At 69.3% G+C, this 25,792-nt stretch carries 26 protein-coding genes and 1 riboswitch; of the genes, 16 read left to right on the top strand and 10 right to left on the bottom strand.

Translation table 11 applies throughout. The features are described from left to right. Positions 1-257: 257 nt before the first annotated feature. Entirely contained in the window at positions 258-1,202 is a 945-nt protein-coding gene (locus tag ACIBK1_RS34575; protein WP_396739905.1) for a hypothetical protein, read from the top strand. A gap of 216 nt (positions 1,203-1,418) precedes the next feature. On the opposite strand, the gene ACIBK1_RS34570 is transcribed toward ACIBK1_RS34575, so the two are convergent. From ACIBK1_RS34570 to ACIBK1_RS34555, 4 genes are all read right to left on the bottom strand, one after another. Continuing rightward, a complete protein-coding gene (locus ACIBK1_RS34570) occupies positions 1,419-1,598 on the bottom strand; it encodes a hypothetical protein (protein WP_030509210.1) in 180 nt (59 codons plus the stop codon). A 61-nt stretch (positions 1,599-1,659) separates the two neighbouring features. After that, the gene (locus ACIBK1_RS34565) at positions 1,660-2,196 is read right to left on the bottom strand and encodes a YbhB/YbcL family Raf kinase inhibitor-like protein (protein WP_396739903.1); all 537 of its coding nucleotides are present in this window, start codon (positions 2,194-2,196) and stop codon (positions 1,660-1,662) included. A 19-nt stretch (positions 2,197-2,215) separates the two neighbouring features. After that, positions 2,216-3,013, bottom strand: a complete 798-nt coding sequence (locus ACIBK1_RS34560; RefSeq protein ID WP_396739914.1) for an ABC transporter ATP-binding protein — start codon at positions 3,011-3,013, stop codon at positions 2,216-2,218. A gap of 22 nt (positions 3,014-3,035) precedes the next feature. Beyond that, complete coding sequence (locus ACIBK1_RS34555; RefSeq protein ID WP_030509207.1) at positions 3,036-3,941, bottom strand: ABC transporter permease; 906 nt, start codon at positions 3,939-3,941, stop codon at positions 3,036-3,038. A gap of 392 nt (positions 3,942-4,333) precedes the next feature. Between ACIBK1_RS34555 and ACIBK1_RS34550 the strand changes: the two genes are divergently transcribed. The 5 genes from ACIBK1_RS34550 to ACIBK1_RS34530 all read left to right on the top strand — a co-directional run bounded on the left by ACIBK1_RS34550 (position 4,334) and on the right by ACIBK1_RS34530 (position 10,066). Then, positions 4,334-6,019, top strand: a complete 1,686-nt coding sequence (locus ACIBK1_RS34550; protein WP_076439516.1) for a peptide ABC transporter substrate-binding protein — start codon at positions 4,334-4,336, stop codon at positions 6,017-6,019. 135 nt (positions 6,020-6,154) lie between these two features. Further along, positions 6,155-7,081: an ABC transporter permease gene (locus ACIBK1_RS34545; RefSeq protein WP_030509205.1), complete on the top strand. Its 927-nt coding sequence runs from the start codon at positions 6,155-6,157 to the stop codon at positions 7,079-7,081. Next, the gene (locus ACIBK1_RS34540; protein ID WP_030509204.1) at positions 7,074-8,021 is read left to right on the top strand and encodes an ABC transporter permease; all 948 of its coding nucleotides are present in this window, start codon (positions 7,074-7,076) and stop codon (positions 8,019-8,021) included. The genes ACIBK1_RS34545 and ACIBK1_RS34540 overlap by 8 nt, the downstream gene beginning before the upstream one ends. A gap of 13 nt (positions 8,022-8,034) precedes the next feature. Beyond that, positions 8,035-9,066 (top strand): ABC transporter ATP-binding protein, encoded by a 1,032-nt coding sequence (locus ACIBK1_RS34535; RefSeq protein ID WP_396739901.1) that lies wholly within the window; start codon positions 8,035-8,037, stop codon positions 9,064-9,066. Further along, the gene (locus ACIBK1_RS34530) at positions 9,050-10,066 is read left to right on the top strand and encodes an ABC transporter ATP-binding protein (protein WP_030509202.1); all 1,017 of its coding nucleotides are present in this window, start codon (positions 9,050-9,052) and stop codon (positions 10,064-10,066) included. Before ACIBK1_RS34535 ends, ACIBK1_RS34530 begins: the two co-directional genes overlap by 17 nt. A 12-nt stretch (positions 10,067-10,078) precedes the next feature. On the opposite strand, the gene ACIBK1_RS34525 is transcribed toward ACIBK1_RS34530, so the two are convergent. After that, the gene (locus tag ACIBK1_RS34525; protein WP_231513965.1) at positions 10,079-10,888 is read right to left on the bottom strand and encodes an SAM hydrolase/SAM-dependent halogenase family protein; all 810 of its coding nucleotides are present in this window, start codon (positions 10,886-10,888) and stop codon (positions 10,079-10,081) included. Between the two features lie 106 nt (positions 10,889-10,994). On the opposite strand from ACIBK1_RS34525, the gene ACIBK1_RS34520 reads away from it, so the two are divergent. The 4 genes from ACIBK1_RS34520 to ACIBK1_RS34505 all read left to right on the top strand — a co-directional run bounded on the left by ACIBK1_RS34520 (position 10,995) and on the right by ACIBK1_RS34505 (position 13,488). Further along, entirely contained in the window at positions 10,995-11,276 is a 282-nt protein-coding gene (locus ACIBK1_RS34520; RefSeq protein ID WP_076439551.1) for a DUF3263 domain-containing protein, read from the top strand. Between the two features lie 89 nt (positions 11,277-11,365). After that, a complete protein-coding gene (otsB, locus tag ACIBK1_RS34515) occupies positions 11,366-12,187 on the top strand; it encodes a trehalose-phosphatase (protein WP_030509199.1) in 822 nt (273 codons plus the stop codon). A gap of 10 nt (positions 12,188-12,197) precedes the next feature. Beyond that, the gene (locus ACIBK1_RS34510) at positions 12,198-12,797 is read left to right on the top strand and encodes a hypothetical protein (protein ID WP_156080983.1); all 600 of its coding nucleotides are present in this window, start codon (positions 12,198-12,200) and stop codon (positions 12,795-12,797) included. A gap of 91 nt (positions 12,798-12,888) precedes the next feature. Next, complete coding sequence (locus ACIBK1_RS34505) at positions 12,889-13,488, top strand: hypothetical protein (RefSeq protein ID WP_030509197.1); 600 nt, start codon at positions 12,889-12,891, stop codon at positions 13,486-13,488. Between the two features lie 65 nt (positions 13,489-13,553). Here ACIBK1_RS34505 and ACIBK1_RS34500 read toward each other — a convergent pair whose 3' ends face one another. Next, complete coding sequence (locus tag ACIBK1_RS34500) at positions 13,554-14,978, bottom strand: alpha,alpha-trehalose-phosphate synthase (UDP-forming) (protein WP_030509196.1); 1,425 nt, start codon at positions 14,976-14,978, stop codon at positions 13,554-13,556. Positions 14,979-15,081: 103 nt separating this feature from the next. Between ACIBK1_RS34500 and ACIBK1_RS34495 the strand changes: the two genes are divergently transcribed. The 5 genes from ACIBK1_RS34495 (at position 15,082) to groL (ending at position 20,046) form a co-directional block, all read left to right on the top strand. Continuing rightward, entirely contained in the window at positions 15,082-15,633 is a 552-nt protein-coding gene (locus tag ACIBK1_RS34495) for an RNA polymerase sigma factor (RefSeq protein WP_030509195.1), read from the top strand. Between the two features lie 97 nt (positions 15,634-15,730). Continuing rightward, a riboswitch (SAM riboswitch) is annotated at positions 15,731-15,870 on the top strand. A 14-nt stretch (positions 15,871-15,884) separates the two neighbouring features. Next, complete coding sequence (thrC, locus tag ACIBK1_RS34490; protein ID WP_030509194.1) at positions 15,885-17,159, top strand: threonine synthase; 1,275 nt, start codon at positions 15,885-15,887, stop codon at positions 17,157-17,159. Positions 17,160-17,204: 45 nt separating this feature from the next. After that, positions 17,205-17,480: a MoaD/ThiS family protein gene (locus ACIBK1_RS34485; protein ID WP_030509193.1), complete on the top strand. Its 276-nt coding sequence runs from the start codon at positions 17,205-17,207 to the stop codon at positions 17,478-17,480. A 256-nt stretch (positions 17,481-17,736) separates the two neighbouring features. Further along, complete coding sequence (locus ACIBK1_RS34480; protein ID WP_030509192.1) at positions 17,737-17,937, top strand: cold-shock protein; 201 nt, start codon at positions 17,737-17,739, stop codon at positions 17,935-17,937. Between the two features lie 486 nt (positions 17,938-18,423). Next, on the top strand, positions 18,424-20,046 hold the full coding sequence (groL, locus tag ACIBK1_RS34475) for a chaperonin GroEL (RefSeq protein WP_030509191.1): 1,623 nt from the start codon (positions 18,424-18,426) through the stop codon (positions 20,044-20,046). A 72-nt stretch (positions 20,047-20,118) separates the two neighbouring features. On the opposite strand, the gene ACIBK1_RS34470 is transcribed toward groL, so the two are convergent. Then, entirely contained in the window at positions 20,119-20,547 is a 429-nt protein-coding gene (locus ACIBK1_RS34470; RefSeq protein WP_396739896.1) for a GNAT family N-acetyltransferase, read from the bottom strand. Next, a complete protein-coding gene (locus tag ACIBK1_RS34465; RefSeq protein WP_030509189.1) occupies positions 20,544-22,529 on the bottom strand; it encodes a HelD family protein in 1,986 nt (661 codons plus the stop codon). Before ACIBK1_RS34465 ends, ACIBK1_RS34470 begins: the two co-directional genes overlap by 4 nt. A 137-nt stretch (positions 22,530-22,666) precedes the next feature. On the opposite strand from ACIBK1_RS34465, the gene ACIBK1_RS34460 reads away from it, so the two are divergent. Continuing rightward, a complete protein-coding gene (locus tag ACIBK1_RS34460) occupies positions 22,667-22,975 on the top strand; it encodes a hypothetical protein (protein ID WP_030509188.1) in 309 nt (102 codons plus the stop codon). Positions 22,976-23,527: 552 nt separating this feature from the next. Here ACIBK1_RS34460 and ACIBK1_RS34455 read toward each other — a convergent pair. Then, a complete protein-coding gene (locus ACIBK1_RS34455; RefSeq protein ID WP_396739894.1) occupies positions 23,528-25,183 on the bottom strand; it encodes a DNA repair helicase XPB in 1,656 nt (551 codons plus the stop codon). Between the two features lie 72 nt (positions 25,184-25,255). Beyond that, on the bottom strand, positions 25,256-25,759 hold the full coding sequence (locus tag ACIBK1_RS34450) for a hypothetical protein (RefSeq protein WP_396739892.1): 504 nt from the start codon (positions 25,757-25,759) through the stop codon (positions 25,256-25,258). Between the last annotated feature and the right edge of the window lie 33 nt (positions 25,760-25,792).

Here is a 25,792-nt window from a genome sequence, read left to right as displayed (position 1 = left end):
CGCGGTGTTTACCGTCGCTTTCTCCGGAGGCGGGATTGGGGTGACCGCGAAGTGGTCGTCCGGTGCTCGATATACCGACTTTCCGGGCGGGGCGCCTGCCGGGCATCCCCTGGTCAGCAGGGCTTTCCCCCGTGATCGGCAGTGATAGAAATGCCGACGTCTTTGTCGGCGTGCTCGCCGACGCACGGGGGTTCTTGGGTTCGTCATTCCCACTCTCGTGAAAAGGAATATGAACCGGGGGCAAGTCAATGAAACGAGTGGTTAGGACAGCCGTCGTCGCCGTCACGATCGGCATCGCCGGCATGCTGGCCGCGCCCGCGCAGGCTGACGTGTGCGCCAAGAAGTGCACGGAGCACCGGGTCACGACAGTGGCGAGGCTTCTGGCCGATCTGCAGGCCACGGCCGTCGGCGGGGCGACGGCCGGCGTCGTCGCGCAGGCCGACGCGGCCGCCGAGGTGGCGGTGAGCCTGACCGCTGACATCAGGGCCGACCTCGTCGCGGTCGCGAACCTCGCCGGCACCGTCACCGCCAATCTGTCCGCCGACGCGAACGCGCAGATCAGCGCGGCCGCCGACATCGCGGCCGACATCGTGGCCGACGCAGCCGTCACCGTCGACGCCAACGTCGTCGCCCGGCTGGAGGCCCACCTGTCGGCAGCCCTGGTCGCGGTCGCGGACGTCAACGCGGCTCTCGTCGCCAAGGCGAACGTCGCCGCAGGCGTCGTCGCCCAGGTCGGCAAGCCGGTCGTCGCCGTCTCCGGCCAGGCCGCGGCCGCCGCGGACGCCTCGGCGGCGGCCGTCGCCACCGCGGGCGCAGCCGTTCACGCCGGGCTCAACGTCACCGCGCGGCTCAACGCGCTGCTCAGCCTCAAGGGCGCCGTCGCGGCGACCGCCGGCAGCGCGGGCGGCCTGCTGGCGCTGGTGCCGTGCGAGACTCCGGCGGACGGCGTCATGAGCAGCACCCAGGCGACGACCGCGGACGCCGCCGCCCAGGCCGACGCCGGCACCCGCGCGGTCACCGGCACCGTCAGGAACACCACGGACGCTCCGGCGCAGGGAGCCGCGGCGACGGCGGGGGCCGCGGCCGATGTCGCCGCCTCCGCGTCGGCCACGGCCGACGCCGCCGCGTCGAGCGCCGTCTCGTCCGCCCCGGACGCGGTGACCGGCGTCGCGCCGACCACGCACAACGGGTACACCAAGTGACCCTCGCCTGAGGCCTCCCTCGCCGTCAGGGCGACCTGGCGGCCCTGCCTGCGGTCCCGCGCGCATGGCAGGGCCACCGGAAAGACGTCGATGACGAAAGCGGCCGGCGCCCCCAAGGGGCGCCGGCCGTCCGGTGTCATGCCAGAGTGCGCGCCGCAGGGCGCACGCGGCCACCCGCCGCCCCCGCCGCCATACGCGGCAGGGCTCAGCCGGCCCTCAGTTGGGCGAGGCCGGCGAGTCGAAACTCGCGCGCAGGTGGGTGCGCCTGGCGATCTGGGCCTGCAGGCGGGCCATCTGCCAGTGCAGCTCGATGAGCTGCTCCGCGATCAGCCCGACGGGAAGCTCCGAGGGATCTTCGGAGGCCAGATTGTCGATCGCCGTCGCCAGGTCGCTCATCCGACCCTCCCCTATGTCGAATCTCCGTTCGAATCATAGTGGAACGAGCGGCCCTCCCGCATCAGGTTTCGTACACAGGTGCGATATAACCGCGCGCGAGCGTGTTGGCCGTGATGTTGAAGCCGACCACGGCCGGAGGCGTGTCGGTGTCCACGCCCAGGGACTCCACACCCAGGGCGTGCACGGCGAACAGGTAGCGGTGCGGATAGCCGGGCGGTGGCGCCGCCCCGCCGTACTCCTTCGTGCTGAAGTCGTTGCGCGCGTGCTTGGCGCCCTCCGGCAGCCCCTTGAAGTCGGGGCCGTTGCCCGCGCCGGTCGGCAGCTCGGCGACGGTGGCCGGGATGTCGTAGAGCACCCAGTGCCAGAAGCCGCTGCCCGTGGGCGCGTCGGGGTCGAAGCAGGTGACGGCGTAGCTCTTGGTGCCCTCGGGGGCACCCGACCAGCGCAGATGCGGGGAGGCGTTCTGCCCGCTCATGCCCCAGTCGTTGAACACGTGAGCCTCGGGGAGCCGCTCGCCGTCGTGCACGTCGTCGCTCTCGACGGTCAGCGGGGGAACCTCGGGCAGATGGTCGTACGGGATCGGTGGCGGCGTCGGCACGGTCACCCCTCCGTTTCTCTCAGGCCTTGTTGTACGCCTCCAGGACCTCCTGGGGGTCGCCTTCCATTCTGATCTTTCCCTTGTGCAACCAGATCACCCGGTTGCACGTCTCCTCGATCACGTCGAGGTTGTGGGCGACCAGGAAGACCGTGCCGGCGGAGTCGCGCATCTGCTTGATGCGCTGCTGGCTCTTCTTCTTGAACTCGCGGTCACCCGTCGCGAGGGCCTCGTCGATGAGCAGCACGTCGTGCGTCTTGGCCGAGGAGATGGCGAAGCGCAGCCGGGCGCCCATGCCGGACGAGTACGTCGACATGGGGAACTGGACGAAGTCTCCGATGCCGGAGAAGTCCACGATCTCGTCGTACTTCTCGCGCACCTCGGCCGGGTTCATGCCCATGGCGTAGCAGCCGAGGATGATGTTGCGCTCGCCCGTCAGCTCCTTCATGAGGGCCGCGTTGACGCCGAGAAGGGACGGCTGGCCGTTGGTGTAGACGGCGCCCTTGTGCGGGGGCAGGAGGCCGGCGATCGCGCGCAGCAGCGTCGACTTGCCCGAGCCGTTGCGGCCGATGATGCCGATGGCGTCGCCGTGGTGGGCGACGAAGCTCACGCCCTTGACGGCGTGGACCTCCTTCATCTGCGGCCGGCCCTGCCGGCGCAGGATGCGCATGAGCGCGCTGGCCGCGTTGCCCTTCTCGGCCTCGCCGGCGGCGCCGTACACCTTGTAGACGATGTGGAGGTCGTCGACGATGACGGTCGGGGTTCCGGCCTTGGGGTTCTGCGTCTCGTGGTTCTGCGTTTCTGAAGTTTGGGGCGCCACCTGCGACAGCTCCTTGGTCAGCTCAGCCACGGCCGTACCTCTCCTCGGCCCGCCAGAAGTACCAGAAGCCGACGATCAGTGCGAACACTGCCCAGAATAGACAGGTAACCCACGCCCAGCGTTCGGGGAACCGCTGGTAGATCAGCAGGTCGCGCATGAACTCGATGTAGGCGGCGGCCGGGTTGAACTCCAGCGCCCATCGGAGGAAGTCCGGCAGGTCCTTGGTGCGGTCGTCGATCGCGTAGAAGACGCCGGAGGCGTACAGCCAGGTGCGCGTGATGAACGGCAGCAGCTGGTTCATGTCCCGCATGAACGCGCCGAGGCGGGCCATGAACATACCGGTGCCGATGTTGAAGACGAGCTGCATGATCAGCACGACGGGGATCAGCAGCCAGAGCCAGCTCACCGGCTCTCCGGTGACGAGCACCAGGAGGACGAGCACGGCCATGGAGTAGCCGAGCTGCTGGAGCTCCTGGATGGTGTACGCCAGCGGGAGGGCGGCCCGGGGGAAGTGGAGCGCCCGGATGAGGGACAGGTTCGACGAGATGGACTTGGCCCCGCTGATCACCGTGCGCTGGGTGAAGGTGAAGACCATGACCCCGGTGATGAGGAACGCCGGGTAGTTGTCGATGTGCTTGCTCTGCCCGAGGATGACGCCGAACATCAGCCAGTACACCGCGGCGTTGAGCAGCGGGGTCAGCACCTGCCAGAGCTGGCCGAGCATCGACTCGGAATACTTGGAGACGTTGCGCGAAGTGGCGTACGTGAGGATGAAGTGCCGCCGGTCCCACAGTTGGCGCAGGTAGGCGGGCATGCTGGGGCGTGCGATGGCGCGTCGTAGTCCGTGACGCTCGGCGAGCGCGGCCAGCGACTCCGGGGCTCGGCCGCCACCCTGGGCCTCCGCGAGCGCGGATTCCGGCTGGCTCATGGCATGGACTCTATTGGATGGAGGTCGGTGGGACGGCTGTCGCACCGAACGTGGCTGCGACTGGTCAAAGGTAGCCCAGGACATCCTGATCTGGAGACCGGGGCACGGGTGTCGCCCTCAGCCTCGGTCAAAGGACTGGCCGTATGTCGTCATATGTACTCTAAAGGGGAGTTTGATGCCGTGCTGGGCATTTAAGGTTGGGCTCGCAGGAATGTGTGTGACGCCCGACTGACGCACGTGTGACCGAACTGCAACGTGCCGGAGACTCCTCTGGTGCGTCCGGTAAGGGATGCTCCGGACGACTGGCAGGACGTCAGCTGGTTTGACGATGCCCGGCAAACCGGGTGCTAACCAGCGCGAACGCCCATCCTTAGAGGGAGGACCAATCCACTATGCGCGTGACTAAGGGCGCGAAGATCGCCACCGGCACCGCGCTGCTTGCGCTCGGCGTCGCCGCGTGCGGCGGGGGCGGCGGCTCCAGTAGCGGCGGCGGGGACAACCCCCGGGCCGCCACCGGGACCGTCTACATCCGCGGTTGTGAGCCGCAGACCGGCTTTGTCCCCGGCAACATCAACGAGACCTGCGGCGGCACGATCAACGACTTCGTGTACAGCCGGCTCGTCAAGTACAACTCGGACACGGCCGCTCCCGAGCTCGACCAGGCGGAGTCGATCGAGACCACCGACAACAAGGTGTGGACGATCAAGCTCAAGCCCGGCCTGAAGTGGACCGACGGCACGCCGGTCACCGCGAAGAACTACGTCGACGCCTGGAACTACACCGCGTACTCGCCGAACGCCCAGCTCGGCAGTTTCTGGTTCGGCGACATCGTGGGCTTCGACAAGGTCAACACCGCCGACCCCGACGGCCCCGACGGGCCGAAGGAGGCCCCGAAGCCGGAGACCGACAAGATGGAGGGCCTGGAGGTCGTCGACGACCTCACCTTCAAGGTCACGCTGAGCGCGCCCGTCGCCGTGTTCCGCACCAAGCTCGGCTACTCGTCCTTCTCGGCGCTGCCCGACGCCTTCTTCAAGGACCCGAAGGGCTTCGCGCAGAAGCCGGTCACCAACGGTCCCTTCAAGTTCGTGCAGTGGGACCACAACTCGCAGATCATCGTCGAGGCGAACCCCGACTACCCCGGGCCGGAGAAGCCCAAGGTCAAGAAGATCGTCTACAAGATGTACAAGGACGACAACGCGGCGTACGCGGACCTGGTCTCCAACAACCTCGACTTCACCGAGCTGATCCCGCCGTCGGCCCTCGCCGGCGACAAGTGGAAGAGCGACCTCGGCGACCGCGCGATCGACGGCCAGCAGGGCGTCATCCAGACGGTCACCTTCCCGCTGTACGACAAGGAGTTCGGCGGCAACGCGGATTTCCGCAAGGCCGTGTCGTACGCGATCGACCGGAAGACGATCACCGACAAGATCTTCAACAAGGGCCGCGTGCCCATCAACGGCTGGGTCTCCCCGATCGTCGAGGGCTTCAAGGACGGGGCCTGCGGCGACCTGTGCACCTACAACCCCGCCAAGGCCAAGGAGTACCTCGCCAAGGCCAAGGCCGAGGGTTACACCCCGCCGGCCGAGTTCCCGATCTGGTCCAACGCGGACGGCACTCACAAGGAGTGGATCGAGGCCACGGTCAACAGCATCAACCAGGCCTTCGGCGCCGACGCCGGCGTGAAGTTCGTGCACAAGGACATGCCCACCTTCGCCGAGCTGCGTGACACCATCACCCAGCACAAGATCAAGGGCGCGTTCCGCACCGGCTGGCAGATGGACTACCCGCACATCGAGAACTTCCTGAACCCGCTGTACAAGACCGGCGCCTCCTCCAACGACGGTCTCTACAGCAACAAGGAGCTCGACAAGAAGCTCCACGAGGCCGACACCGCCACCGACCCCGCGCAGGCCAACGCCCTCTACCAGGAGGCCGAGGCTATGCTGCAGCAGGACATGCCCGCGATTCCGCTGTGGTCGTACGGCCTGCAGGCCGGCACCTCCAAGTGGGTGACCGGCGTGAAGGTCACTCCCTTCGGCGTGCTCGACCCGCTGTCGATCGCGATCAAGGAAGCGTAGGGACAGCTCGTAAGGTGAACCCCCGAGGCCGGTTCCCCCAACCGGGGCCGGCCTCGTGGGCTGTCCATTCGCGACTTCCCGTGTTGACCCACGGGGGGCGCATGTACGACCTTTAGCGTCAGATCGGAGGTGCGCATGGGCCGATACGCGATCCGGCGCCTGCTGCAACTCGTGCCTGTCGTGCTGGGCACGACCTTCATCATCAACTACATGGTCTGGCAGCTCCCGGGTGACCCGTTCGCCGGCAGATGCGGCCAGCGGCCCTGTCCGGACAGCTACGTCACGGCCATGCGCGAGCAGTTCGGCCTGGACCAGCCAATCCTGGTGCAGTACTGGAACTTCCTGAAGAATCTGCTCACCGGTAACTTCGGCACCGACTTCAACGGTGTGTCCGTCGCGACCCAGCTGGGCGACGCCTGGCCGATCACCATCAGGCTCGCGCTGATGGCCGTGGCCTTCGAGGCGATCATCGGTATCGGCGCCGGCGTGCTGTCGGGCCTCAAGCGCGGCGGCTTCGTCGACAACGTGGTGACGGTCTCCACGCTGGTCCTGCTGTCGCTGCCGATCTTCGTCACCGGTTACCTGCTGCAGTGGATCCTCGGCGTGCAGCTGCACATCATCGAGCCGACCGTGTCGGACGCGGCGCCGGTCCAAGAGCTGATCGTCCCGGCGCTCGTGCTGGCCAGCCTCAACATGGCCTTCACCGCGCGGCTCACCCGTACGAGCATCGTGGAGAACCTGCGCGCCGACTACGTGCGGACGGCCGTGGCCAAGGGACTGAGCAACCGGCGGGTGGTCGCGATCCACCTGCTGCGCAACTCGCTCATCCCGGTGCTGACGTTCCTCGGCACCGAGGTCGGCTCGCTGATGTCCGGCGCGATCATCACCGAGGGCATCTTCAACATCCACGGCATCGGCGGCCTGCTGTGGCGGGCCATCAACGGCCAGGACTACACGATCGTGGTCCCCGTGGCCACGTTGCTCGTGCTCGTGTACCTGGTCTCCAACCTGCTCGTCGACCTCCTCTACGGCGTGCTCGACCCGAGGATCCGCTATGAGTGACCCGACCGCGACGCAAGATCTGATCAAGGGTGCGGGCGAGCCGACCGCGAGCCCGGTCGCGGTCCGGGGCGACAGACGCAGCCTCTGGCGCGACACGTGGGACATCCTGAAGCGACGCAAGATCTTCTGGATCTCGTTCGTGATGCTGATCGTGTTCCTGCTGATGGCGGCCTTCCCGACGCTGTTCACGCACAAGGACCCGGAGTACGCCACGCTCGCCAAGAGCATGGAGGGGCCGAGCGCGGACGCCTGGTTCGGCTACGACCTGCAGGGACGCGACGTCTTCGCCCGCTCCGTGTACGGCGCCCGCACCTCGATCATCGTGGGCGTGCTGGCGACGCTCGCCACCGTCCTGCTCGGCGGCCTGACGGGCGTGCTGGCGGCCTACTTCGGGCGCTGGATCGACGCGGTCGTCTCCCGCGTCGGCGAGATGTTCCTCGGCCTGCCGTACGTGCTGGGCGCGATCATCATCCTCGGCACCGTCACACCGGCCCAGTCGAACCCGGGCAAGGCGATGATCATGGCGGTCGTGATCATCGTGCTGGCCCTGCTGGGCTGGCCGATCCTGATGCGCATCGCGCGCTCGGCCGTCATCCAGGCCAAGCACCAGGACTACGTGCAGGCCGCGAGGGCGCTCGGAGCCGGACCGCTGCGGCTCATCTTCCGGCATCTGCTGCCCAACTCGCTGGCGCCGATCCTCGTGTACGCCACGATCACGATCGGCAGCTACATCGGCGCCGAGGCCACGCTGTCGCTGCTCGGCATCGGCCTGCGTCCGCCGGTCATCTCCTGGGGCATCGCGATCGCCGACCACGCTTCCTACATGAGGACCGGGGCGCACGCGTTGCTCTTCCCCGCGGCGTTCCTGTCCCTGTGCGTGCTGACCTTCGTCATGCTCGGCGAAGCCGTACGCGACGCCCTCGACCCGAAGCTTCGATGAGGAGGCACAGCGAGTGACGGAAGTGCTTTCCGAGCAGATGGGCAGAGGCTCCCACAGCGGCGCCCTGCTGGAGGTGGACAACCTCCACGTCGAGTTCCGCACCCGGGCGGGCGTGGCCAAGGCCGTCAACGGCGTGACCTACAGCGTGGACGCCGGCGAGACGCTCGCCGTGCTGGGCGAGTCGGGCTCGGGCAAGAGCGTCACCGCCCAGACCATCATGGGCATCCTCGACATGCCCCCGGGGAAGATCACCGGTGGTGAGATCCGTTTCCGGGGCGTCGACCTGCTCAAGCTCCCGGACGACCAGCGCAGGAAGATCCGCGGGGAGGGCATCTCCATGGTCTTCCAGGACGCGCTGTCCGCGCTGAACCCGGTATTCCCGGTCGGCTGGCAGATCGCCGAGATGTTCCGCATGCACCGCGGCACGTCACGGGCGGACGCCAAGAAGATGGCCGTCGAGCTGATGGACCGGGTCAGGATCCCGGCCGCCAAGGAACGGGTCAACGACTTCCCGCACCAGTTCTCCGGCGGCATGCGGCAGCGCATCATGATCGCCATGGCGATCGCGCTCGACCCGGAGATCCTGATCGCGGACGAGCCGACCACCGCGCTCGACGTGACCGTCCAGGCACAGATCATGGGTCTGCTCGCGGAACTGCAGCGCGACAGCAACATGGGCCTGATCCTGATCACCCACGACCTCGGCGTCGTCGCCGACGTCGCGGACAAGATCGCGGTCATGTACGGCGGACGCATCGTCGAGAACGCCCCGGTGCACGACCTGTACAGGGACCCGGCCCACCCCTACTCGAAGGGGCTGCTGGAGTCCATCCCCAGGGTGGACCAAAAGGGCCAGGAGCTCTACGCGATCAAGGGCCTGCCGCCCAACCTGCTGGAGATGCCGACGGGCTGCGCCTTCCACCCGCGGTGCCCTTACCGGCGGGACAACTGCGTGACCGACGTTCCCCCGCTGTACACGATCAGTGGCACCCGCGGCAGCGCCTGCCACTACTGGAGGGAGGTCCTCGATGAAGGCGAACGCTGAGTCGATCCTCGAAGTCCGCGACCTGGTCAAGCACTTCCCGCTCACTCAGGGCATCGTCGTCAAGCGGCAGATCGGCGCGATCAAGGCCGTCGACGGGGTCTCCTTCGACCTGCACCGGGGCGAGACGCTCGGGGTCGTCGGCGAGTCGGGCTGCGGCAAGTCCACCCTGGCCAAGCTGCTGATGGCGCTGGAGCGGCCCACCTCGGGCTCTGTGCGCATCCACGGCAGGGACATCACCACGGCCAGGGGCTCCGAGCTCAAGCGGATGCGCCGCAACATCCAGATGGTCATGCAGGACCCCTACACCTCGCTGAACCCGCGGATGACCGTCGGCGACATCGTGGGGGAGCCGTTCGAGATCCACACGGACGTCGTGCCGAAGGGCGGCCGGCGGCGCCGGGTGCAGGAGCTGCTCGAGGTGGTCGGCCTCAACCCCGACCACATCAACCGCTACCCGCACCAGTTCTCCGGCGGCCAGCGTCAGCGCATCGGCATCGCCCGCGGTCTGGCGCTCCAGCCTGAGATCATCATCTGCGACGAGCCGGTGTCCGCGCTCGACGTGTCGATCCAGGCCCAGGTCATGAACCTGCTGGAGCGGCTGCAGAACGAGTTCGACCTCGCCTACATCTTCATCGCGCACGACCTGTCGGTGGTCCGCCACATCTCCGACCGGATCGCGGTGATGTACCTCGGCAAGATCGTCGAACTGGGCAGCGACGCGCAGATCTACGACGGCCCGACGCACCCGTACACCCAGGCGCTGCTGTCGGCCGTGCCGGTGCCCGATCCCGAGGGCCGGGAGACCCGCCAGCGGATCATCCTGCAGGGCGACCCGCCCTCGCCGGCCAACCCGCCGTCGGGCTGCCACTTCCGCACGCGGTGCTGGAAGGCGCAGGACATCTGCGCCGAGCAGACGCCCGCGCTCGAGGCGCGCCCGGGCAGCGACCATCCCAGCGCCTGCCACTTCGCGGAGGCCCGCGACGTGGTGAACGCCCAGTAGGACCCGGCCGGGTCAGCGTCCCCCGGGCGACAGCCGTACGTGCGCGCCCGGGGGCAGACCCAGACGGTCGGAGGCGTCCCCGGCGTTGATCGCCATCGCGACCAGGCCGGCGGAGTCGGTGAACGCGACCAGGTCGCCGGGCGGCACGGCGGTGAACGTCTCCCGGTACGGCACGGCGACCTGGCGGCGCCCGAGCCACACGGCGACGGTGTCGCCGAGCCGTACGCCGAGCTCGGCCATGTCGGAGGCGGTGATCGACAACTGGACGTTGCCGTGCCTGTCCACCGACAGCACCTCGCCCTCGGCCGTGCCGTCCCGCAACCGGCAGGTCGGCGCGGGCAGGGTCACCAGCCGGTCCACCGGCATCGGCGGCCCCACGTCGGCGACCGCGTGTCCGGTGCACAGGTGGGCGGCGACCGGGGCGAACAGGTCCCGTCCCGGGAAGGTCGGCGAGACGTTCTCCAGGAACAGGTCCTTGTTCGTCAACTCGTAGGCGGCGTCGGCGCCCCCCGCGGCGCGGACGGCCCACGACAGGATGCCGTTGTCGGGACCGAGGAACACCCGTCCCCCCGCCTCCACGGCGACCGGGCGCCGGTTGCCGCCCACGGCGGGATCGACGACCGCCAGGTGGACGCCGGCCGGCAGGTAGGGCAGGGTCTGCGCGAGGATGGCCGCGCCGCGTCGTACGTCCCCGGCGGGGACGAGATGACCCACGTCGATGATCCGAGCCTGCGGGGCGATGCCCGCGATCACGCCGTGGCACGCGGCGACGTACCCGTCCTCCAGCCCGTAGTCGGTCAGAAGCGTGATTACAGAGCTCACACCACGTGACATTACGTCTGTCCTGCCCGGCCTGAACACCCCGGGTTCGCCTCGCGGGCTTGGCATTACCATGGGACGGGCCCGCGAGCCGATCGAGGAGGAGCGGATGGACACCGAACCGGCCGGCGGCGACGGGCCCGACCTCTCGGACCGCGACCGCGAGATGCTGGCGTTCGAGCGCCAGTGGTGGCGTTACGCGGGCGCCAAGGAACAGGCGATCAGGGAGGCCTTCGGCATCTCCGCGACCCGGTACTACCAGTTACTCGGGGAGCTGATCGACCGGCCCGAGGCGCTGGAGCACGACCCCATGCTCGTCAAGCGGCTGCGCCGGATGAGAGCCGGCAGGCGGCGCGACCGCTCGGCCCGCCGCTTCGGGCTCAACTCCTGAGCTTTCCCTCCCCTCCGCACGCATGAGCCCCGCTGCCGGGGCATGAGGCCGTCGAGGCGTACGCACTGAACCCCCTTCGGAGTGAGGCCATGACCCTGCCCGTGCACGCAGGACTCGACGCGATCGCCGCCGATCCGGGCGGCGCCGTGATCGGGCTCGACTACGACGGCACGCTCTCCCCGATCGTGCCCGACCCCGCCGCCGCCCGCGTGCACCCCGGCGTGCCCCGCGTGCTGGCCGCCCTCGCCCCGCTGGTGCGCGCCGTCGTGATCGTCACCGGCCGCCCGCCGCGTACGGCTCTCGCCCTCGGAGAGGTCCCTGGCGGGCCGTCCCTCGCCGACGTGCCCGGTCTGGTGATCCTCGGCCACTACGGGCTGGAGCGCTGGGAGGACGGCCGTCTGACGGCCCCGCCACCGCCGCCGGGACTCGACCTGGTCCGCGCCCGGCTGCCCGGGCTCGCGGCGGGCCTCGACGGGGCGTGGGTCGAGGACAAGGGCCGCGCCGTCGCCGTGCACACCCGGCGGTGCGCCGACCCCGCGGGGGCGCTGGAGGCGCTGCGCGGGCCGGTCGAGGCGCTGGCCGCGGAGGCCGGGCTGGCGGTCGAGCCGGGCCGCATGGTGCTTGAGCTGCGGCCGGCCGGAATGGACAAGGGGAAGGCCCTGTCGGCCTTCCTCGCCGAGCGGGACGCCCGCTCGGTCATGTTCGTCGGCGACGACCTGGGGGACCTCGCGGCCTTCGACGCGGTCGAGTCGGCCGGGATCCCCGGCGTACGGGTGTGCAGCGGGTCCACGGAGGTGACCGCCCTGGCGGAGCGCGCCGACGTGGTGGTGGACGGGCCCGACGGCGTCGTGGCCTTCCTCGGAGACCTCGTCGCGACTCTCGGCAAGCCGTCTGCAAGCGGCCGGGCGTAGCGTGCCGGGCATGAGGACAACGATCTCGGCCGCGGCGGCCGGCCTGGCCGTGCTCGCGGCGTCCCTGGCGGCTCCGGCGGCGGCGTTCGCGAGCGACGGCGCGGCGACCAAGGCTCTGCACCTGCGCAAGGGCCTCACCCTCAGGATCCCGTCGTCCTGGAAGGTCGACGACAGCCGCAAGGACTGGGTGCGCGTCATCACCGGCGCGTGCCCCACCAAGGGCACGGACACGTACGGCTTCCGCGACTCGGGCTGCCACAGCTTCTGGATCATGGGGCCCAAGGCCATCGAGATCGGCCACGAGCTGTTCCAGAAGTACACGCCGGACGGCCCGTTCTATCCGGCCACCGACGTCGGGCCCTGCCCGGTGAAGAAGAACCTCTACATCGGAAGGACCACGCTCGCGGACAAGGGGTTACGGCAGGTCGGGCCGGGACACAAGGCGTACTACCGCGACTGGGCGGGCACGTGCGCGCCCCTGGGCCCTGGCAGGCAGAGAGCCCGCTTCCACCAGCGCGAGTGGTATCTGCCCACGTCGAAGATTCTGGTGATCGACCAGTGGAGGACGCCGGGCCTGAGCACGATCCTCAAGAACGCGACCTGGCACTGACGCCGCGTTCGGTGACCTTCCGCCTGCCGGGCCGCATGTCGTCCATCGGGCCGCAAGTCGCCTGCAAGCGAACACGCCTAATGTGCCCGGCATGTTCAGAAAGACGATCCCGGCCGCGGCGGCCGGCCTGGCCGTGCTCGCGGCCACCCTGACCGCTCCGGCGGCGGCGTCCGCGAGCGAGAGCCGCGCCACCAAGCAGGTCCACCTGCGGAGCGGCCTGACCCTCACGATCCCCGCGTCGTGGAAGGTGGTCAAGGACGACAAGGACTGGGTGCGCGTCATCACGGGCTCGTGTCCCACCTTCGGCACCGAGGACTTCGGCTTCCGCGACTGGGGGTGCCACAGCTTCTGGGTGCTGGGCCCGAAGGCGCTCAAGATCGGGCTCCGCACGTTCCAGGCGTACAAGCCGAAGTACGGCTACGACCCCGCGACCGACGTCAGCATCTGTCCCAGGAGCTACAAGCTGTACAAGGGCGAGTGGAAGGTCGCGGACAAGGGGCTGCGGCAGGTCGGGCCGGGCCACAAGGCGGACTACCACAAGTGGGCGGCGACCTGCGTCGACAAGAAGTGGCGGGTGAAGCTGCACTACAACCAGCGCGAGTGGTATCTGCCCACGTCGAAGATCCTGGTCCTGGACCAGTGGGACCACCCGCAGCTGAGCACGATCCTCAAGAACGCGACCTGGCACTGACCGTGCTCTCGCCCGGTGCGCCGGTAGACGCGGTGCGCCGGGAGGACGGGTGGTGACGGCCGGAGTCAGTGCAGCGCGGCGAGCTGGTCGTCGAACCAGCGCTGGGGCGGCAGTGCGGTGGCGGCCTCCCGCAGCCGCAGGCCGCGGCTGAGCCGCTCCTGCTCCGGCAGCGTCAGCGCCTCGTGCAGCGCCGCCGCGGTGCCGGACACGTCGTAGGGGTTGACGAGCAGGGCGTCGGCCCCCAGTTCGGCCGCCGCGCCCGCCTCGCGCGACAGCACCAGCGCGCACCGGGGCGACAGGATCGGGCCCTCCTTGGCCACCAGGTTCATGCCGTCCCTGATCGGGTTGACGAGCAGGACGTCGGCCAGCCGGTAGGCGGCCAGCGAGCGCGGGTAGTCGTCGTTCACGTTGAGGATCAGCGGGTCCCAGTCCTCGGTCGCGTACTCGTCCTCGATCTCCTTGGCGCAGCGCTGCACGGCCGCCGTGTACTCGCGATACTCCGGCAGGTCGTGGCGGGAGGGATAGGCGAACGCGAGGTGGACGACCCGGCCGTGCCACTCGGGATGGGCGGACAGGAACTCCTGGTAGGCCCGCAGGCCGCGCACGATGTTCTTGGACAGCTCGGTGCGGTCGATGCGCACGATCAGCTTGCGGTCGCCCACGAGGTCCCTGATCACGGTCATGTGCGACTCGACGTCCTGCTCGGCCGCCCGAACCCGCAGCGCCTCGCCGTTCACGCCGAGCGGGTGCACGCCGATCCTGGTGGTCCGCCCGTCGTACGTCACCGTGCGGGCGGCGTGGTCCACGCAGGCGCCGAGCAGGGTTTCGCAGCAGTCCATGAAGGCGCGGGCCCAGCGCGCGGTGAGGAATCCCGCGTGGTCGGCGCCGAGGATGCCGGTCAGCACCTCCGCCACGACGTCCTCCGGCAGCAGCGCGAAGTATTCCGGCGGCGCCCAGGGCGTGTGCGAGAAGTGGGCGATGCGCAGGTCCGGCCGCTCGACCCGGAGCATCGCCGGGGCCAGCGTCAGGTGGTAGTCCTGCACCATGACGCGCGCCCGGTGGGCCGCCTCCTCGGCCAGGGCCAGCGCGAAGGCGCCGTTGTACGTGCGGTACGACTCCCACTCGCGGCGGAAGCGCGTGCCGAACTCGGGGGAGAAGGGCGTGTTGTAGAGCAGGTGGTTGACGAACCAGAGGGTCGAGTTGGCCACGGCGTTGTAGGCCCGGTGGAAGACCGCGGGCGGAATGTCCAGCATGCGGATCGGCCCGGTCTCGAAGGCCCGGTCGAGCCGCCCGCCGGGGGTCTGGCGCACCGCGCCCCGGTCGCCGTCCGACAGCGCCGCGCAGACCCACAGGACGTCGGTGTCCCTGACCACCTCGGACAGACCGGAGACGAGCCCGCCCCCGCCTCTGCGCATGGTCAGGCCGCCGTCGTCCGACAGCGTGAAGGACACGGGGCCCCGGTTGGACGCGATCAGGACGGAGCTGCTCATCTTCGGGTTCCCTCGATCAGAGCGGGCGCGCATGCCGGAAGATTAATAAAAGCCGACCTCCGTCAATAGGATGTCAAGCGATCGCGGGAGGGCTGGATACGGCATGGCACTGGACGACACGACCGAGGAACTGGCCCGATCGGCTGCCCGGGGGGACCACCGCGCGCTCGGTGAGCTGCTGCGGCGCATCGAGCCCGACGTGCTGCGGCACTGCGAGCGGCTTCTACCGTATCGGCAGGACGCCGAGGAGGCCGCGCAGGACACGCTGCTCGCCGTGGCGCGCAACATCGCGAGGTTCGAGGGGCGGGCCAAGTTCAGCACCTGGCTGCACATCGTGACCGTGAACTGCGCCAGGACCACCTACCGCTCGCTCAAGCGGCGCTCGTCGGAGCAGGTGGAGGAGCTGCCCGAGCAGCGGCCGGATCCCCAGCGGGTGAGCGTAATCGCGGGGTCGCGGCTCGACCTGCTCGACGCGATGGAGGCGCTGGAGGCCGAGCGGCCCGACCTCGCCCAGGCGCTCGTGCTGCGCGACATCTGCCAGCTCGACTACGCGGAGGTCGCCGACCAGCTGAAAATCCCCCTCGGGACGGTCAAGTCCCGCATCCACCAAGCCCGCAAGTACGTGCAGAGCGCCCTCGGCGAGGCGTACGGCTGATACAAATCGTCTCGCGATGTGAGACGTAAGAACGGACACCGGGGACGCCGGGGTACAGTGCTAGGGACCTTTCCTCTGAAGGTCCTACAACTGAACATGCTCATCCAGAGGGGTGGAGGGACCGGCCCTGCGAAGCCCCGGCAACCTCCCCGGTGTCGAACTCGTGCCCACGAGGCCCGGCCGGGACAGGTGCCAATTCCGGCTCGCGGCCAGGGTGGTCGCGAGCGAAGATGAGGGAAAGGCCTCGCTTCATGGCGCACACCAGCACTGCCGCTAACACTGCCGCGAACACCGTCGAGTTCGGCCCCGCAACCGGTCTTTCGTGTCGCGAATGCGGCGCTCTTTATGAGCTCGGCCCGATTTTCGCCTGTACGGAGTGTTTCGGCCCCCTTGAGGTGGCGTACGACTTCGGCGAGGTTCGCCGGGAGGACATCGAGTCCGGCCCCGCGAACATCTGGCGCTACCGCTCCCTGCTCCCCGTTCCCGCCGGCGTGGCGGCCAAGCCCAACCTCCAGCCCGGCTGGACCAAGCTCGTGAAGGCCGACAGGCTGGCGGCCGAGCTGGGCCTTCGGTCGCTCCACGTCAAGGACGACTCCGGCAACCCGACCCACTCCTTCAAGGACCGGGTCGTCGCGATCGCGCTGGAGGCCGCGCGCACCTTCGGCTTCCACACGCTGTCGTGCTCCTCCACCGGCAACCTCGCCGGCGCGGTGGGCGCGGCCGCCGCCAGGGCCGGGCTGGACTCCTGCGTGTTCATTCCCGCCGACCTGGAGCCGGCCAAGGTCACCATGGCCGCGGTGTACGGCGGCCGCCTGGTCGCCATCGAAGGCACCTACGACGAGGTCAACCGCTTCTGCTCCGAGCTCATCGGCGACGAGCTCGGCGAGAAGTGGGGCTTCGTCAACGTCAACCTCCGGCCCTTCTACGCCGAGGGCTCCAAGACGCTGGCATACGAGATCGCCGAGCAGCTCGGCTGGCGGCTGCCCGACCAGATCGTCATCCCGGTGGCCTCCGGCTCGCAGCTCACGAAGATCGACAAGGGCTTCCGCGAGCTGGTCAAGCTGGGGCTGGTCGAGGATCGGCCCTACCGGATCTTCGGGGCGCAGGCCGAGGGCTGCTCGCCGGTATCCCAGGCGTTCAAGGCCGGGCAGGACGTGGTGCAGCCGGTGCGGCCCGACACCATCGCCAAGTCCCTCGCCATCGGCAACCCGGCGGACGGGCCGTACGTGCTCGACATCGCGCGGCGGACGGGCGGCGCCGTGGAGGACGTGAACGACCGGGAAGTGGTCGACGCGATCCGCCTGCTGGCCAGGACCGAGGGCGTCTTCGCGGAGACCGCGGGCGGCGTCACGGTCGGCGTGCTGCGCAAGCTGGTGCGCGAGGGCCGCCTCGACCCCGACGCCGAGACCGTGGTGCTGAACACCGGCGACGGGCTCAAGACGCTCGACGCGGTGGCCGAGCACGCCCGTCCCGCCGCCGTCATCCGTCCCTCTCTCGACGCGTTCCGTGCGGCATTCGCCAACTGAAAGCGTTTCAAAAAGCCCATCGGCAGTAACGAAAGCGAGCGAACAATGAGCGTTTCCGTGCGGATTCCGACGATTCTCCGGACGTACACCAACGGAGCCGCGGAGGTGAGCGGGGAGGGAGGAACGCTCCGCGAGGTCCTGCAGAAGCTCGACGCGGACTACCCCGGCATCGGCGGGCGCATCCTGGACGAGACGGGTAAGATCCGGCGTTTTGTCAACGTCTACGTCGGAGAAGAGGATGTCCGATTCGCCGACGGTCTGGACACCGCCACGCCGGACGGGGTGCAGATTTCGGTCATCCCCGCCGTCGCCGGAGGCTGAGCCGCCGCACCGGAGCCGAGCATCTGACATGCGCTTCTATCGGTGAAGAAGTCATACGAAGCCGTGGCAAATGGTGTAGCTCTCAACTATTCAACAGCAAAGTGAATATTCTTCGGTCCCGCTTTGAGCGAACGCCAAGTAGTAGTTTGCGGATTGACTCTGTTGTCCTACGGCTTGACACGGGTATGGTCGATGACGATCGACAAAACCGGGGGCTTCTTGGGTGTGGTCCCCAGCCCAGCAAGAGGAGTCGGAAGTGGCGCAGGGCACCGTCAAATGGTTTAACGCGGACAAGGGCTACGGCTTCATCGCGGTAGACGGTGGTAAGGACGTGTTCGTCCATTACTCGGCAATCATGATGGACGGCTACAAGGCCCTCGAGCAGGGTCAGCGGGTTGAGTTCGACATCACGCAGGGTCAGAAGGGCCCGCAGGCGGAAGCCGTACGGGCCGTCTGATCCCGTCATCGACCTTGGAAGGCCCGGCGCGCGGGACTCGCGCACCGGGCCTTCCGCTTGCCGGTCCCACCCGCCTCGCTCCGCACGGCCACTCCGGGCGCCTGCGGGCCACTGCGGGCCTTTCAAGGCCCTTCCGCGGCCCTTCCACGGCCCTTTTGCGGCCACTCGGGCGGGTATGGGCCGCTGGGTCCGGAGCGGGGCCGCACTCCTCGCGGCTCCCGCTCGGCTCTCGCTCGGCTCCTCGGTCCTGACCGGCGGCGCGTCGCTCCGGAGGGTCGCTCTGGACATACCGTCCAAGCTGGTCAGCACGGCTTCCGCTTGCACTCTCAGGGGTAGAGTGCTAAATACTTGTTTGGCACTCTGAGGTCGAGAGTGACAACAACCGGGATCGGGGCGATGGGGCCCGCGCAGGGATAGCGGGTCCAAGCCGTCGCGGGCGTCGGCTCGGTCCGTTGAAGACACCCTGCTACTGGGAGGTCTAGCCTAATGGCAGCCAAGATGATCGCGTTTGACGAGGACGCCCGGCGCGGTCTCGAGCGCGGTATGAACCAGCTCGCCGACGCCGTGAAGGTGACCCTCGGCCCCAAGGGCCGCAACGTCGTGCTGGAGAAGAAGTGGGGCGCCCCCACGATCACCAACGACGGTGTCTCCATCGCCAAGGAGATCGAGCTCGAGGACCCGTGGGAGAAGATCGGCGCCGAGCTGGTCAAGGAAGTCGCGAAGAAGACCGACGACGTCGCCGGTGACGGCACGACGACGGCCACCGTGCTCGCTCAGGCGCTGGTCCGCGAGGGTCTGCGCAACGTGGCCGCCGGCGCCAACCCGATGGCGCTGAAGAAGGGCATCGAGGCCGCCGTCGAGCGCGTCAGCGAGGAGCTGTCGAAGCTCGCCAAGGACGTGGAGACGAAGGAGCAGATCGCCTCCACCGCCTCCATCTCCGCCGCCGACACCGAGATCGGCGCCCTCATCGCCGAGGCGATGGACAAGGTGGGCAAGGAAGGCGTCATCACCGTCGAGGAGAGCAACACCTTCGGCCTGGAGCTGGAGCTCACCGAGGGCATGCGCTTCGACAAGGGTTACGTGTCCGGCTACTTCGTGACCGATCCCGAGCGCATGGAGGCGGTCTTCGAGGACCCGTACATCCTGATCGTCAACTCCAAGGTCTCGGCGAACAAGGACCTGCTGCCGCTGCTCGACAAGGTCGTGCAGTCCGGCAAGCCGCTGGTCATCATCGCCGAGGACGTCGAGGGCGAGGCCCTGGCCACCCTGGTCGTCAACAAGATCCGCGGCCTGTTCAAGTCCGTGGCCGTCAAGGCTCCGGGCTTCGGCGACCGCCGCAAGGCCATGCTGGGCGACATCGCCATCCTCACCGGTGGCCAGGTCATCTCCGAGGAGGTCGGTCTCAAGCTCGAGAACGCCACCCTCGACCTGCTCGGCCGCGCCCGCAAGGTCGTCATCACCAAGGACGAGACCACGATCGTCGACGGCGCCGGTGACGCCGAGCAGATCTCCGGCCGGGTCAACGAGATCCGCGCCGAGATCGAGCGCACCGACTCCGACTACGACCGCGAGAAGCTCCAGGAGCGCCTCGCCAAGCTGGCCGGCGGCGTCGCCGTCATCAAGGCCGGCGCGGCCACCGAGGTCGAGCTCAAGGAGCGCAAGCACCGCATCGAGGACGCCGTCCGCAACGCGAAGGCCGCGGTCGAGGAGGGCATCGTCCCCGGCGGTGGCGTGGCTCTGCTGCAGGCCGGCGCCAACGCGTTCGACAAGCTCGAGGTCAACGGCGACGAGGCCACCGGTGCCGCGATCGTCCGCAAGGCCCTTGAGGAGCCGCTGAAGCAGATCGCCGTCAACGCCGGCCTCGAGGGCGGCGTCGTGGTGGAGAAGGTCCGCAACCTCCCGGCTGGTGAGGGCCTCAACGCCGCGACCGGCGAGTACGTCAACATGTTCGAGTCCGGCATCATCGACCCGGCCAAGGTCACCCGCTCGGCGCTGCAGAACGCGGCGTCCATCGCGGCGCTGTTCCTGACCACCGAGGCCGTCATCGCCGAGAAGCCCGAGAAGGAGAAGGCCCCCGCCATGCCCGGCGGCGGCGACATGGACTTCTGATCCATCTGCCTGCTTCGTCTCAACGGAAGGGCGGTTCCCCCTCGGGGGAACCGCCCTTTCCCGTGGTGCGCCTCAGGTGAGGCGCCTGACCCAGCGGGCGCAGTCGGTCTGCATCGTGTATCCCGCCGCCGTCCAGGCGTGGTGCGCCAGGGCGTTGTCGTGCAGGACCATCGCGTCGGCACGGAACGCGCCGAACTCCCTGAACCGCTCCTCGGCGGCCCCGATCAGCCGTGATCCGATGCCCATCCGCCGGTGGGCGGGATCAACGGCGAGCCGGTAGAGGTGGGCGCGCCAGCCGTCCCATGCGGCGATGAGCGTGCCGACCATGCGGCCGTCGATCTCGGCGATGAGCAGCGCCTCGGGGTCGCGCTCGATCAGGGCCACGACCTTGCCGGCGTCGTCGTGCCTGTCGGTGTTCTCCGCGGCCTCCAGCCAGAACCGCAGGAGGGCCGGGACGTCGTCGAGCGCTCCGTGGCGGACGCTTACGCCGGTCGAAGTCATCGCAGCTCCTCGGGAAGATCGCGGCCGTGCAGGACGGTCAGTGACGTTACCGCCCGGGTGAGGACCACGTAGAGGCGGGCGAGGCCGCGCTCCTCCGCCTCCACGATCGCGGCGGGCTCGGCGACGATCACGTGGTCGTACTCCAGGCCCTTGGCGAGCGTCGCGGGGACCAGCAGCACCCGGTCGTCGCCCGTCGAGTCCGGGCCGAGCACCGTGTGCGGCACCGCGGTGGCCTCCAGGGCCGCTGAGAGCGCGGGAAGGGCGGAGTCGGCGGCGATGACACCGACGGAGCCCTCCTGCGCGAGGGCCTGCCGTACGGCCTCGGAGAGGGCCGCGGCGACGTCGGTCTCGCGGCGTACGGACAGGGAGCCGGCACCGGGACGCAGCGAGCGCGGCGGGGCGAGCTCGGGGGCGACGGAGGGCAGCAGCCGTGCGGCGAAGTCGAGGACCTCGCGAGGCACACGGAAGCCGAGCGTGAGCTCGGTGACCTCGCCGGACGGCTGGCCGAGGTGGTCGAGCACGGTCTTCCACGAACGCGCCGACCAGGGTGTCGTGCCCTGGGCGAGGTCGCCGAGCACGGTCGCCGAGCCGTTGCGGCAGCGGCGTCCGAGCGCCCGCAACTGCATCGCCGACAGGTCCTGCGCCTCGTCCACCACGAGGTGTCCCCGCGAAGGGGTCCGCTCGATCAGGTCGCCGAGTTCGTCCAGCAGCGCCGCGTCGGCGGCCGTCCACTTGGCCGACCGGTGTGACTTGTACGGCTTGCGCCACACGAGGAGCTGTTGCTCCTCCGGCGAGAGGTCCGACCGGGCCGCCTTGGCCAGGAACTCGGGGTCCGACAGCAGCCGGAACAGCACCTGCTCGGGGGTGAGCTTCGGCCAGACGGCGTCCAGCACGGCCTTGACCGGCTTCGACCGGGCCACCGCGTCCTGGACCCGGTCGTCGGGCGACTCGCCGCGCCGTTCCATCTGGACGAGCACGGCGTGGGCGAGCCGCTGGGCCAGGGTGGCGCGGCCCGGGCCGTACCGCGTCGTCCCGCGCAGCGAGGCGACGATCTCACGGACCTCGTGATCGGGCACCCGATAGCGGTTGATGCCCTTGGTGAACAGCACCCCTTCGACCGGCTTGGTCACATGCAGCCACAGCGCCCGCCTGACGACCTCGGCCATGCGGGCGTCGCCCTTCACGGCCGCCACCGCGGGGTCCTCGGGATGGGCGTGGTCGCCCAGGACACCGGCCACCGTCGTCTGGTCGACCTTCACCTCGCCGAGCGCCGGCAGCACCGAGGAGATGTAGGAGAGGAAGGCCCGGTTGGGCCCGACGATCGTCACGCCCGAGCGCGACAGCTTCTCCCGGTGGGTGAACAGCAGGTAGGCCGCGCGGTGCAGGCCCACGGCCGTCTTGCCCGTGCCCGGCGCGCCCTGTACGCAGACGGTCACGCCGAGGTCGGCGCGGACGATCTCGTCCTGGTCGGGCTGGATGGTCGCCACGATGTCCCGCATCGGGCCGGTGCGGGGCCGCTCGATCTCCTCGGTCAGCAGCCTGCTCTGCCCGAGCGCCCTGCCGTCGAGTGGTTCGTCCTCGTACGCGGTGAGATCGCCGCCCTGGTAGCCGAACCTGCGGCGCAGCGCCACCCCCATGGGGTCGGCGGGGCTGGCCTGGTAGAAGGCACGCGAGATCGGGGCGCGCCAGTCGATCACGAGGGGCCGGCTGCTCTCGTCGTGGACGTGCCTGCGGCCGACGTAGACCGTGCTCGGCAGGTCGTCGTCGGCCGCACGGTCCAGGCGGCCGAAGAACAGCGGCGCGTCGGGGTGGTCGGCCAGTGCGGCCACCCGCTGGTCGAGCAGGCCCTGCAGAACCTGCTGCGACACCCAGTCGCCGGCGGCGTCCGCCGACAGCGACTGCGCGTGCTCGCGCATCGCTCGCAGTGCGGCGCGGGAGGCCGCGAGATGGGCGCGCTCGGCTTCGAGCACATTTCCGGGCATGCGGAAGCTCCTCCGGGCATGACGGGGACAGGACTGGTGGAAGCGGGAAACACAAGAGCTTAGCGATGGGCGGCGCGATGCCGAAACGGTATTTCTCTCGCGTGTCGCCGTTTCTCGAGGCGGGTATCTGTACCCGGGTGACGCGCACCGTGGTTCCTCCGGCGATCCCGGCGGCGGCCAGCCTGTTGCTGGCCGCGCTGTGGGGGTTCGCGGTCTTCGGCGACTGGAGCACCCAGGCCTTCTGCACGACGAGCCTGGGACCGCCGCCGGGCTGTGCGGACCGGATCGCCTCGGTGGTCGCGCTGTCCGTGATGGTCGGGGTGGTCGCGGTGTGTGCCACCGGGGTCGCCTGGTTCGCCCGGCGCGAGTCCCTGTACGGCGTCGCCGTGGCGGCCTGGGTCGTCGCGCTGGGGGTGCTGTTCGTCGGCGGCCTGACCGCCCAGTGACCGCGCCTCCCATGATCGGCACGGAAAGCTTTCCGGCGGAGACGGTGGAGCGCTCCATCGGTGGTCCGGCGGGCGAACGACATGCAGTAGTGGGGTGATTTGTCCTGATATGCCGCGTTGGGTGAGCCGCGAACGGCTCGCCGGCGGGCGGGGCAATGGACAGCGAGAAACCAGAAGTAAGACGAAAAATGGGTATATTGCGTGATTCGCCTTGTCTGCTGGGTATTGCCGCCATCACGACTGCATCATGTGAAGGTAAAGGCGCGAGGGGGTGATGTGGTGACACGGCCCAAGGGCATCTCCTGGACCTAGTGGTGCGCTGTCCGCGCACGTTCACCGGGCTCGGGGAGCGGAGCGGGCTTCGCGAGGACCGGAACGAGCCCGCCACCGGCTCGCCGGTCATGCGCTCGACCTGGTCGCGCCGCGCCCGCCCCGCCACGGTGGCCCGTCTCCCCGTCGTCGATCAGCCCGCGCGCGCTGAGCCGGTCGCGCGCGGCGGCCATACCTCGTCGTTCGGGCCGGGTCTGCGACGTTCTCCCGCCGAAGCCGCGGTCAGCGCGCCGGGTCCTCCTCGCCCACGTCGTCGGCGTCGATGATGTGGTAGGCGTATCCCTGCTCGGCCAGGAACCGCTGCCGGTGCGCCGCGAACTCCTGGTCGACCGTGTCGCGGCTGACCACCGAGTAGAACCGCGCGCCGCCGCCGTCCGCCTTGGGGCGCAGCACCCGGCCGAGCCGCTGGGCCTCCTCCTGACGCGAGCCGAACGTGCCGGAGACCTGGATCGCCACGGCCGCCTCGGGCAGGTCGATGGAGAAGTTGGCGACCTTCGAGACCACCAGCACCCGGATCTCCTTGTCGCGGAACGCCTGGAACAGGCGCTCGCGTTCCTTGACCTTGGTCTCGCCCTTGATGACCGGCGCGTTCAGATGCTCGCCCAGCTCGTCGAGCTGGTCGATGTACTGCCCGATGACCAGCACCTGCTCGTTCGCGTGCCGCCGCACCAGCGCCTCGGTCACCCGTGTCTTGGCGGGCGTGGTCGAGCAGAACCGGTAGCGCTCGTCGCTCTCGGCCATGGCGTAGGCCAGCCGCTCGTCGTCGCCGAGCGTCACCCGCACCTCGACGCACTCGGCGGGGGCGATGTAGCCCTGGTTCTCCATCTCCTTCCAGGGCGTGTCGTAGCGCTTCGGCCCGATGAGCGAGAAGACGTCGCCCTCCCGGCCGTCCTCGCGTACGAGCGTGGCGGTGAGGCCGATGCGCCGGCGGGCCTGGAGGTCGGCGGTCATCCGGAAGATCGGCGCGGGCAGCAGGTGGACCTCGTCGTAGACGACGAGCCCCCAGTCGCGGGCGTCGAACAGCTCAAGGTGCCGGTAGGTGCCCTGCCGCCGGGTCGTCATGACCTGGTAGGTGGCGATCGTGACCGGGCGGATCTCCTTCTTGGTCCCGGTGTACTCGCCGATCTCGTCCTCGGTCAGCGAGGTGCGCCTGATCAGCTCCTGCTTCCACTGGTGGGCCGAGACCGTGTTGGTGACCAGGATCAGCGTGGTCGCGCGGGCGTGCGCCATGGCCGCCGCGCCCACGATCGTCTTGCCCGCGCCGCACGGCAGCACCACGACACCGGAGCCGCCGTGCCAGAACGCGTCGGCCGCCTCCTTCTGGTACGGCCGCAGCGACCAGCCGTCCTCGCGCAGGTCGATGGGGTGGTGCTCGCCGTCGACGTACCCGGCCATGTCCTCGGCCGGCCAGCCGAGCTTGAGCAGCGTCTGCTTGATGTTGCCGCGCTCCGAGGGGTGCACGGCCACGATGTCGGCGCCGAAGCGCTCCCCGACCAGCGGCTGGATCTTCTTGGAGCGCAGCACCTCCTCCAGCACGGCGCGGTCGGTGCTGGTGAGCACCAGGCCGTGGACAGGGTGCTTCTCCAGGCGCAGCCTGCCGTACCGCGCCATGGTCTCGGCGACGTCCACGAGCAGCGCGTGCGGCACCGGATAGCGGCTGAAGCCGATCAGCGCGTCGACCACCTGCTCGGCGTCGTGCCCGGCGGCCCGGGCGTTCCACAGCGCGAGCGGGGTGACCCGGTAGGTGTGGACGTGCTCGGGCGCGCGCTCGAGTTCGGCGAACGGGGCGATGGCCTTGCGGCACTCGTCCGCCCTCGGGTGGTCGACCTCCAGCAGCAGCGTCTTGTCCGACTGGACGATCAGAGGCCCGTCACTCAATGCCTGCTCCCCCTCGTACGGCTATCGCCTATCAAACACGAGGCCGGGCCGAATCAGTCCCGGTCGCGGGAATCAGTCCAGGTAGCCGTTGAACCCGGCCCAGATGACCGCGCCGATCCCGATCACGAACAGCGCGACGTTGATGCCGATGGCGATCCACGTCCACTTCAGCAGTCTGCGGGCCTGGTCCGGCGCGGTGTCCACCTTGCTGAGCGCGACCCCGGACAGGATCGCCCCGGCGATGCCGCCCAGGGAGATGTAGCAGCTCAGCGCCAGCACGATGCTGATGACGAGGGCCACGATCGCGTGCGTGCGCGGGCCCTCCTGCCTCGGCGGGTAACCGCCGGGCGGGTAGTAGCCGTACTGCTGCTGCCCGTACTGGCCATATTGGCCGTATTGGCCGTACTGCTGCCCGTACTGCTGCCCGTACTGCTGGCTGGGGTCGGGGCCCGGCGGCGGGCCGTACGGCCCGTACTGCTGTTGTCCGTGGGGGGCGGAGCCGGACGGCGGTCCATAGGGGTTGGACGGCGTCTGCCAATCCTGGGGTCCCTGCCCCGGCTGCTCCGGAGTCGTCATCCTGAAATCCTTTACTACGAAGGACCTCAAGAT

This window comes from Microbispora rosea, from assembly GCF_044460045.1.
Classification (GTDB): domain Bacteria; phylum Actinomycetota; class Actinomycetes; order Streptosporangiales; family Streptosporangiaceae; genus Microbispora; species Microbispora rosea.
The sequence above is the reverse complement of the archived record's forward strand: the minus strand, read 5'-3'. Positions and strand labels throughout refer to the sequence as shown.

What these genes read in the sequence shown, in the direction of transcription:
- ACIBK1_RS34520 (WP_076439551.1), top strand. Translation starts at nt 10,995, where the DNA reads ATGGACACCGAACCGGCCGGCGGCGACGGGCCCGACCTCTCGGACCGC.
- ACIBK1_RS34540 (WP_030509204.1), top strand. Translation starts at nt 7,074, where the DNA reads ATGAGTGACCCGACCGCGACGCAAGATCTGATCAAGGGTGCGGGCGAG.
- thrC (WP_030509194.1), top strand. Translation starts at nt 15,885, where the DNA reads ATGGCGCACACCAGCACTGCCGCTAACACTGCCGCGAACACCGTCGAG.
- groL (WP_030509191.1), top strand. Translation starts at nt 18,424, where the DNA reads ATGGCAGCCAAGATGATCGCGTTTGACGAGGACGCCCGGCGCGGTCTC.
- ACIBK1_RS34530 (WP_030509202.1), top strand. Translation starts at nt 9,050, where the DNA reads ATGAAGGCGAACGCTGAGTCGATCCTCGAAGTCCGCGACCTGGTCAAG.
- ACIBK1_RS34510 (WP_156080983.1), top strand. Translation starts at nt 12,198, where the DNA reads ATGAGGACAACGATCTCGGCCGCGGCGGCCGGCCTGGCCGTGCTCGCG.
- ACIBK1_RS34470 (WP_396739896.1), bottom strand. Translation starts at nt 20,547, where the DNA reads ATGACTTCGACCGGCGTAAGCGTCCGCCACGGAGCGCTCGACGACGTC.
- ACIBK1_RS34550 (WP_076439516.1), top strand. Translation starts at nt 4,334, where the DNA reads ATGCGCGTGACTAAGGGCGCGAAGATCGCCACCGGCACCGCGCTGCTT.
- otsB (WP_030509199.1), top strand. Translation starts at nt 11,366, where the DNA reads ATGACCCTGCCCGTGCACGCAGGACTCGACGCGATCGCCGCCGATCCG.
- ACIBK1_RS34545 (WP_030509205.1), top strand. Translation starts at nt 6,155, where the DNA reads ATGGGCCGATACGCGATCCGGCGCCTGCTGCAACTCGTGCCTGTCGTG.
- ACIBK1_RS34570 (WP_030509210.1), bottom strand. Translation starts at nt 1,598, where the DNA reads ATGAGCGACCTGGCGACGGCGATCGACAATCTGGCCTCCGAAGATCCC.
- ACIBK1_RS34505 (WP_030509197.1), top strand. Translation starts at nt 12,889, where the DNA reads ATGTTCAGAAAGACGATCCCGGCCGCGGCGGCCGGCCTGGCCGTGCTC.
- ACIBK1_RS34555 (WP_030509207.1), bottom strand. Translation starts at nt 3,941, where the DNA reads ATGAGCCAGCCGGAATCCGCGCTCGCGGAGGCCCAGGGTGGCGGCCGA.
- ACIBK1_RS34485 (WP_030509193.1), top strand. Translation starts at nt 17,205, where the DNA reads ATGAGCGTTTCCGTGCGGATTCCGACGATTCTCCGGACGTACACCAAC.
- ACIBK1_RS34495 (WP_030509195.1), top strand. Translation starts at nt 15,082, where the DNA reads ATGGCACTGGACGACACGACCGAGGAACTGGCCCGATCGGCTGCCCGG.
- ACIBK1_RS34450 (WP_396739892.1), bottom strand. Translation starts at nt 25,759, where the DNA reads ATGACGACTCCGGAGCAGCCGGGGCAGGGACCCCAGGATTGGCAGACG.
- ACIBK1_RS34500 (WP_030509196.1), bottom strand. Translation starts at nt 14,978, where the DNA reads ATGAGCAGCTCCGTCCTGATCGCGTCCAACCGGGGCCCCGTGTCCTTC.
- ACIBK1_RS34465 (WP_030509189.1), bottom strand. Translation starts at nt 22,529, where the DNA reads ATGCCCGGAAATGTGCTCGAAGCCGAGCGCGCCCATCTCGCGGCCTCC.